Source organism: Parvibaculum sp. (assembly GCF_049672805.1).
Lineage (GTDB): Bacteria > Pseudomonadota > Alphaproteobacteria > Parvibaculales > Parvibaculaceae > Parvibaculum.
In genome coordinates this window covers 1-7,207 of the sequence record NZ_JBATWS010000237.1, presented here as the reverse complement: position 1 = coordinate 7,207, position 7,207 = coordinate 1, and the positions used below count along the sequence as shown (strand labels likewise).

The 7,207-nt window shown below is 61.6% G+C and carries 8 protein-coding genes; 2 read left to right on the top strand and 6 right to left on the bottom strand.

What is annotated here, in order from left to right; genetic code table 11:
- Together WBF74_RS07745 and WBF74_RS07740 are read right to left on the bottom strand one after the other, a co-directional pair.
- Window positions 1–737, bottom strand: a 737-nt coding sequence (locus tag WBF74_RS07745; protein ID WP_424437686.1) for a transporter substrate-binding domain-containing protein, incomplete at its 3' end; no start/stop codon positions are given.
- A 153-nt stretch (window positions 738–890) separates the two neighbouring features.
- Complete coding sequence (locus WBF74_RS07740; protein ID WP_424437683.1) at window positions 891–1,334, bottom strand: MarR family winged helix-turn-helix transcriptional regulator; 444 nt, start codon at window positions 1,332–1,334, stop codon at window positions 891–893.
- 172 nt (window positions 1,335–1,506) lie between these two features.
- Here WBF74_RS07740 and WBF74_RS07735 point away from each other — a divergent pair, with 172 nt between their 5' ends.
- Complete coding sequence (locus WBF74_RS07735; RefSeq protein ID WP_424437680.1) at window positions 1,507–2,151, top strand: glutathione S-transferase family protein; 645 nt, start codon at window positions 1,507–1,509, stop codon at window positions 2,149–2,151.
- Between the two features lie 85 nt (window positions 2,152–2,236).
- Here the strand turns inward: WBF74_RS07735 and WBF74_RS07730 are convergent, their stop codons facing one another.
- The 3 genes from WBF74_RS07730 to WBF74_RS07720 all read right to left on the bottom strand — a co-directional run bounded on the left by WBF74_RS07730 (window position 2,237) and on the right by WBF74_RS07720 (window position 6,091).
- Window positions 2,237–3,466, bottom strand: a complete 1,230-nt coding sequence (locus WBF74_RS07730; RefSeq protein WP_424437677.1) for an acyl-CoA dehydrogenase family protein — start codon at window positions 3,464–3,466, stop codon at window positions 2,237–2,239.
- A 32-nt stretch (window positions 3,467–3,498) separates the two neighbouring features.
- Window positions 3,499–4,626, bottom strand: coding sequence for an acyl-CoA dehydrogenase family protein (locus WBF74_RS07725; protein ID WP_424437674.1), 1,128 nt, complete (start codon window positions 4,624–4,626; stop codon window positions 3,499–3,501).
- A gap of 190 nt (window positions 4,627–4,816) precedes the next feature.
- Entirely contained in the window at window positions 4,817–6,091 is a 1,275-nt protein-coding gene (locus tag WBF74_RS07720) for a serine hydrolase domain-containing protein (RefSeq protein WP_424437671.1), read from the bottom strand.
- 129 nt (window positions 6,092–6,220) lie between these two features.
- On the opposite strand from WBF74_RS07720, the gene WBF74_RS07715 reads away from it, so the two are divergent.
- Window positions 6,221–6,757: a hypothetical protein gene (locus WBF74_RS07715; RefSeq protein WP_424437668.1), complete on the top strand. Its 537-nt coding sequence runs from the start codon at window positions 6,221–6,223 to the stop codon at window positions 6,755–6,757.
- A gap of 6 nt (window positions 6,758–6,763) precedes the next feature.
- On the opposite strand, the gene WBF74_RS07710 is transcribed toward WBF74_RS07715, so the two are convergent.
- A partial coding sequence (locus WBF74_RS07710; protein ID WP_424437665.1) for a GNAT family N-acetyltransferase occupies window positions 6,764–7,207 on the bottom strand: 444 nt, incomplete at its 5' end.

Here is a 7,207-nt window from a genome sequence, read left to right as displayed (position 1 = left end):
GTCTTCTTCGCGCCGGCAAGCCAGACGCGCATAGGCTCCGCGATGTCCTCGGAACCGGGCGCAAGGAACCAGCCGAGCGGCATATCGCCCGACAGCGGGAAGGCTTCGGCGATTTCCGGGTGATGAGGATTGGCGACGCGCAGGGTGAGCGCATCGACCGCCACGCAATCGCCCTCGCCTTCTGAAACTTCGCCCAGCAAATCCTCAGTCGGCCGGTTTTTATAGTGCAGGGAGACTGTCAGGTTCTCCTTGTCGGCAAGAGCAGATGCCAGCGCTTCTGCTGCGGGCGTACCTGTGGAGGCGATGATCGAAAGCCCGTCGAGGTCTGTCACGCCTTTCGGCTTCCTCACATCGCGGCGGCAGGCGAGAAGCTGGCGTGTCGTGTCATATTCCCCGCCAAGCGCAAACTTCTTCTTCCGATCATCTGTCACGCCAAGCGCTGCTGCCGCCACATGCCCCTTGCGGGCCGCGAGGGCAGCCATCAGCGCCTTTTCCGTTTCGTAGATGCGGAACTCCACCGCGACATCGAGCGACTTCGCAAAGCGGCTCATCATCTCGTATTCAAAGCCGGTGCGGCCATCCACATTTTCATAAAGCGCGGTGGGCGCCTCGCGCGTCAGCACGACAAGCCTGCCGGATGCCTTGATGTTCTCCAGCCCCTGCGCCACGGGCGGCACATAGACATAGAGATAGAAGAGCTGGTTCAGCCCGAACAGCACCAGAAGAATGGGCAGCATCCAGGGGAAGCGGCTGCTTCGTCCGGGCCATATCCGCCTCGCCCATCTGCGGCGAGATGATTGTTCTGTTGTCGATTGGTCCGGCAATCAGCACGCCCCGGCATTGAGATACGGGGGCGAGACTAGCACGAGTTTCACGCCGGGTAAGGTGCCTCACGCAATGGCGCGCAGCCCGGCCCGCAGCGCATCCGCGTCAAGCTGAAGCTCCTTTTCAATCGCGGCATGTTCGCGCTTCCAGATCGCCATCGTGGTCCGCAGCACCTTTCGGCCTGCATCCGTGAGCGACAATTTGCGGCTGCGCCGGTCTTCCGGGTCCACTTCCACGCGCACCAGCCCGTCCCGCTCCAGCGGCTTCAGATTGGCGGTGAGGGTCGAGCGATCCATAGCGAGAAGGGCCGCAACTGGCCCCATGGAAACAGGCTCGGCCCTGTTCAGCGCATTCAGCAACGAAAATTGCCCGCTCGTGATGCCATGCGGCCGGAACGCATCATCGAAGCGCCGCGCGAGCGCCCGCGCCGCGCGTTGCACATGAAGGCAAAGGCAATGATCCCGAATATGGATCGTTGTGTCGTACAGCTCCGTATCCTTCCTTGCCATTTCCGATGCCCTTTCTTGTTTTCGACGCCGCTTCCTCTCCCCTTCTTCTACCGCAAACCGCGCCGGAAGGCATTTTGATTGATATCAAACCTGCTTCATTATATTGATATCAAATTATTTAGACAAGGAAAGCATCGGGGCGCAGCCTCCCCGCCAGCAAGGAGAGGAAGGGATGAGAAAATTCAGTACATTCGATTGGGTGCCTGATTTCGCCAAGGGCCATGTGAAGGAGTTGCGCGTCCGCTGGGCGCTGGAGGAGGCAGGCTTTCCCTACACGGAATGGCCGATCTCGCAGGAAGAAAAGACAAGCATCGCCTATCGCAAGCTCCAGCCCTTCGGGCAGGTTCCGATCTATGAGGATGACGAGGTCAGCCTTTTCGAGTCCGGTGCGATCCTTCTCCATCTTGCAAACCAGTCCGAAGCCTTGATGCCGCGTGATGTCCGTGGCCGCGCGCGGACGACCGCCTGGATATTCGCTGCGATCAACTCCATCGAACCTGCTGTCGCGCAACTCTCCGAGATTGACCTCTTCCATGAGGGTGCCGAATGGGCGCGGCTCCGCCGCCCCGGTGCCGTGGATCGCGTGAAGCAGCGCCTTGGCGACCTCGCGCTCTGGCTCGGTGACCGCGACTATCTCGAAGACCGCTTCACGGCGGGCGATCTGATGATGACGACGGTGCTGCGTGACGTGCGGCAAGAAGATGTGCTTGCCGCCTTCCCCACCCTGCAAGCCTATCGCGCCCGCTGCGAGGCGCGCCCGGCCTTCCAGAAAGCGCTGCGGGATCACCTCGCGCTTTATGCGGAGGCGGCGGAGTAAAACCGTTGTGGAAATAACGCCATAAAAAAAAGGCCGGATCGTCTGATCCGGCCTTTCTGTTTCTCGAGGAACCAGGTTCCCGCGATCACTTCCCCTTGGGGGCCTGATTGAAGGGCAGGTCCTTGTCCACGCGGATATCGCCCGGCAGGCCAAGCACGCGCTCGGCGACGATGTTGCGGAGGATTTCGTCCGTGCCGCCCGCGATGCGGTAGCCGGCAGCGCCGATCCACTGCTCCGTATAGGCACCATCGGCAGGCGAGAGCTTCCGGTCGCGGATCACGCCGCCCATATCCTGAAGGTCCATGCCGAAGGAGCCGAGGTCCTGCATCTTCTTCGCCGCGACGATCTTGGAGATGGAGGATTCCGGTCCCGGTGTCTCGCCGCGTGACAGCGCGGTGAGCGTGCGGAAGCGCGTGAACTTCAGTCCCTGCGCCTGCACATACCAGTCGGCAATGCGCTCACGCACGCCGCCATGACGGATCGCGGGCTGGCCCGCAATGGTCACTTCGCGCGCAAGTTCGATCAGGTCATCCGTATCGGCCTTGCCCTGTGAACCGCCGACCGCGAGACGCTCGTTCATAAGCGTAGTCAGCGCAACCTTCCAGCCGTCGCCGGGATTGCCGAGACGCTGGCTGTCCTTCACGCGGAGATTGGTGAAGAAGACTTCGTTGAACTCCGCACCGCCTGACATCTGCTTGATCGGACGCACTTCCACGGCCGGATCCTTCATGTCGATCCAGAACATGGTGAGACCCTTGTGCTTGGGCACAGTGGGATCAGTACGGGTGAGCAGGATGCCGAAGTCGCAGAAATGGGCACCCGATGTCCAGACCTTCTGGCCATTGATGACCCATTCATCCCCGTCCTTTTCGGCGCGGGTGCGAAGGCCGGCCACGTCCGAACCGCCAGCGGGTTCAGAGAAAAGCTGGCACCAGATTTCGTCACCGCGCACGGCCGGGCCGACAAAGCGCTTCTTCGCTTCTTCAGAGCCCCAGGCCATCACAGTCGGAATGCACATGCCAAGGCCGATGGCGAAGATGCCGCCCGGCACGAGGTAGTTCGCTTCTTCCTGGCTGTAGATGACGTTCTGAATGGTGGTGCCGCCACCGCCGCCCCACTCCTTCGGCCAGGTGATGCAGGCATAACCGGCGTCTGCCTTCTTTGCCTGCCAGGCTTTTGACTGCGCGATCAGCTCATTGAGGTCGCGCGGCAGTTCCATGCCCTTCGCGTCGGACTTGCGAACCGCGTTCTTGTCCAGCCACTCGCGCACCTGTTTGCGGTATGCGGCTTCTTCCGGTGTATCGTTGAAATCCATTTTCGTTTCTCCCGAATATCTTGATGAGCCGCTTATGCCGCGTTCTTCGCTTCAAGGCGCGAGACGAGCTTTTCCTTCCACTGGATCGGCGCGCCGATCGTGAGGGCCAGCATCTTCGCCCGGCGGTAGTGGAACTGGCAGTCAGACTCCCACGTGTAGCCAATGCCGCCATGCGTCTGGATGTTTTCCTGCGCGGCGAAGACATAGGCATCCGAGCCTGCAATGCGCGATGCAGCGGCGGCTTCTGTCAGTTCCGGCCCTTCATCATTCAGCATCATGGCGCCGTAATAGGCGTTGGACTTCGCCAGTTCCTTTTTCACATACATATCGGCGAGCTTGTGCTTGATCGCCTGATAGGAACCGATCTGACGGCCGAACGCGTAACGTTCCAGCGAATAGTCGCGCGCCATTTCAAGGGCTGCTTCCGTGCCACCCACCTGCTCAAAGGCGAAGAGAACGGCTGCACCATCGAGAATGCGCGAAATCTGTGCCCAGCCTTCGCCCTGCTTGTCGCCGAGGATTTCGGCAGGCGCGTCCTTCAGCGTCATGGTGACGTGATTACGCGAGGGGTCGATGGTGCGCACATCTTCGGTAGAGACGCCGCCCGCCTTTGTGTCAACAATGGCAAGCGAGATTGCCTGCTCGCCCGCCCCGCCCGTGTTCACGGCCACGACCACGACATCGGCAATGCCTCCATCAGTGACGGGCTGCTTCACGCCGTTCACCTTGCCGCCCGCAAACTTCGTTTCGATATTGGCAGGGGTTGCGGCGTGGAGACCTTCCGAAATCGCCACCGTGCCGATGATCTCGCCGCTTGCGAGCTTCGGCAGCCAGGTTTCCTTCTGCTTCTGCGAGCCGAAGAGCTTGATTGCTTCCGCCGCAAGATAGATGGAAGACGAGAAAGGCACCGGCGCGACAGCGCGGCCCAGCTCTTCCGCGATCACGCAGAGTTCGAGCGCGCCGAGGCCGAGACCGCCGAACTCTTCCGGGATCGCCGTGCCGGTGAGGCCCATTTCCACAAGCCCCTTCCAGACATCCTGCGCATAAGCCTCGTCACCATCGAGAACGCGGCGCGTCACGCTCATGGGGCATTTGTCAGCAAGGAACTTGCGGACCTGCTCCTTCAGCATTTTCTGGTCGTCGGAAAAATCGAAATTCATGATGTCTCCCTTGATGCCTCTATAGGGCTTGAAGTCATGCGTTTCTCGGGCGCGGCGGCGACCGGGACGCCTTGTTTGGCGCGCATTCTCCCCGCATTGAGGCGAGATGAAAAGAGCCAAGCATTTGACGCCGCGTCGGCTTGGCATGTTGCGGGTTTAACGGGCCGAATCCCGTGCGCGCGAGCAGGTGTCAGACGGGATTTTGCTGCTTGCGGGCGCGCCGCATCCGCCATGCGATGAAGCCGGCAAGCCCGAGGATCGCCGCCCATCCGGCGATGAGCAGCGCCCCTGTCACGGGCAGCATTGCCCCGAACTCCCGCACATCGATGCGGCCCGAATGCCAGAAGACCCAATCCGCGCCAAGCGCTGCCGCAAGACCCGGATTGCCGGTGGCAAGCACGATCATCCCGTCGCCCGTTGCCGGATCGAGCCGCGCCGTGGTTTCGATTGCCGCGAAATTCATCCCGTCATGGCCGATGACATAGCCACCGCCCGGCGCCGCCGCATAAAGGAAGACGCCAAGCCCCCAAAGCGGGATGCCGAATTGCGTTGCGTGTTTCGCAGCCATATCGGCGGCAAGATCGGGCGAGAGAAAAGTTTGCTCCGCCCCTCGCATCTGGCCTTGAAGGAAGCGGATGAGATCAGCGGCACTTGAGTGGAGCGAGGCGGCTGCCGGTGCCGCAAAGCGGCGATAGGCGCAGGTCGCGCCTTCCGTATCGAAACAGGGTGCAAGTCCCGCAGCTTCTGCTTCCTCAAGATCAAATGTCGCGCGCGACATGCCAAGCGGGTCGAGGACGGTGCGCTTCATATAGGTGTTGAAGGCCTCGCCCGAGATTTCCTCGATCAGCAGTTCCAGCAGCGCGTAGCCTCCGCCCGAATAAAGCCATTTCGTGCCGGGTTCGATGCCCACTCGCGTCTGTCCGTCAGCCCCTTCCATCGGGTCTGCGGCTTGTGTCAGCGATTCCTCAAGGGTCTGGACGGGTGTGCCCGGCTCAAAGCCCTGATAGCCGAGGCCATCTGTCAGTCCGGCCGTGTGCGAGAGAAGCCGCCGTGCGGTGACACCCTCCGTGCCAAAGTCGCTTTCGGGCAGTTGCCAGCGTGTCAGATAGGTCGAAATCGGCGCATCAAGATCAAGCTTCCCCTCCTCCACCAGTTTCAGCACGCCAAGCGCCGTTGCCCATTTGCTGAGAGAGGCAAGCTGGAACAGCGTGTCGCGGGTAACGGGCGCACCGGTGGAGACATAATGCTCGCCGACAACCTCGCCCTTTTCGATCAGAACAAAGGCAACGGTACCCCGGTTGCGGGTGTCGATCACGTCTGAGGTCTTTGCGAAAAAAGCGGCCACATCCGTGCGGGGGCCGGGGTCAGCGCGGCCCCAGCCTTGGCTCACGCCGGTAATGACCAGCGCCCCCCACAGCGCCATTGCCAGCAGGGCCGCGAGCGGGAAAAGGATGAGCTTGCGCATCCCTGAACGCTAGCTCACGCGCAGGCGGGCGGAAAGCGGCAATTCTCGCAATTCCTTAAGCTAATGCTTACCGCCTGCCGCGATACTTGGCCCCGGATTTCAGTCAAGTCGGCGGAGGCTCGCTTTCAGATGGCGAAGGCACAATTCCACAAGAATCAGAGGGTGTATGTCCGCCCCGTGGGCACCTGGGCAACGATCGAACGGATCGTGCCCCAATGGGTAAAGGATATGGATGAGCCGCTGCGCATCCATTACGACGTCGGCCTTGGCCGCGAATTTGCCGCGCGGGAGCTTGAGACGGAGGAAGTCGCTACCCTCTCCGTTGTCGATCCCGAGATGGAGGAATGGCATGTGGTCCGCGTCGCCAATAAATGGCGCTCGGCGGAGGATTGCCCGAACCACCCCGTCCCCGGCACGCATCCCGTGGTCGTTACGGGGTCCCATGAGGGCGGCGGCTGGCGTGTACCAGGCGTTGAATATGACCTGACGCCCGACCGGGTCGAATTGCAGGCCAAGGTGATTGCCGCCGCGCCGAAGATGCTCGTGCTGCTTCGCCGCCTTGCCGACTATGCGCGCCACAATCCCGAAAACCTGCCCGATGATGTGATGGCCATTGCAAGCGATGGCGACGCGCTGATCAGCAGCATTATCGGCCCGATGGAATAAGTACCTTCAGAGCGCAATGCCATACCAGAGCGTGTGGCGTGTCTCTTCCAGAAGAGTGAAGCCATAAGCCTCATAAAACGCCCGGCCTCGCATATTCGGTGCACCGACGCCGAGATGCGCGCCGGGCGATCCTGCCTGCGCCATGCAGGCGAGCCAGCGATCCATCAACCGGCGCCCCAGCCCCTTGCCTTGCAGATGAGGCAGCAGGTTGATGTGGAGATGGGAGGGATGCCGCTCCACAATATGGTCCGGCACGGAAAAGGGATGATGGATCAGATAGGCCATCCGCTCATCCGCGCTCCATTCTGCAAACGGCCCTGCGGGGTCCGGATAGGCTGCCCGCAGCTTCGGCCACCACTCCGCCTCCAGCCGCGCCTCAAAGGCGCGCGTATCGACCGCACCGACGATATAGCCGCCGACGCTCTGCTCATCCTCCGCGATGAAGCAGCC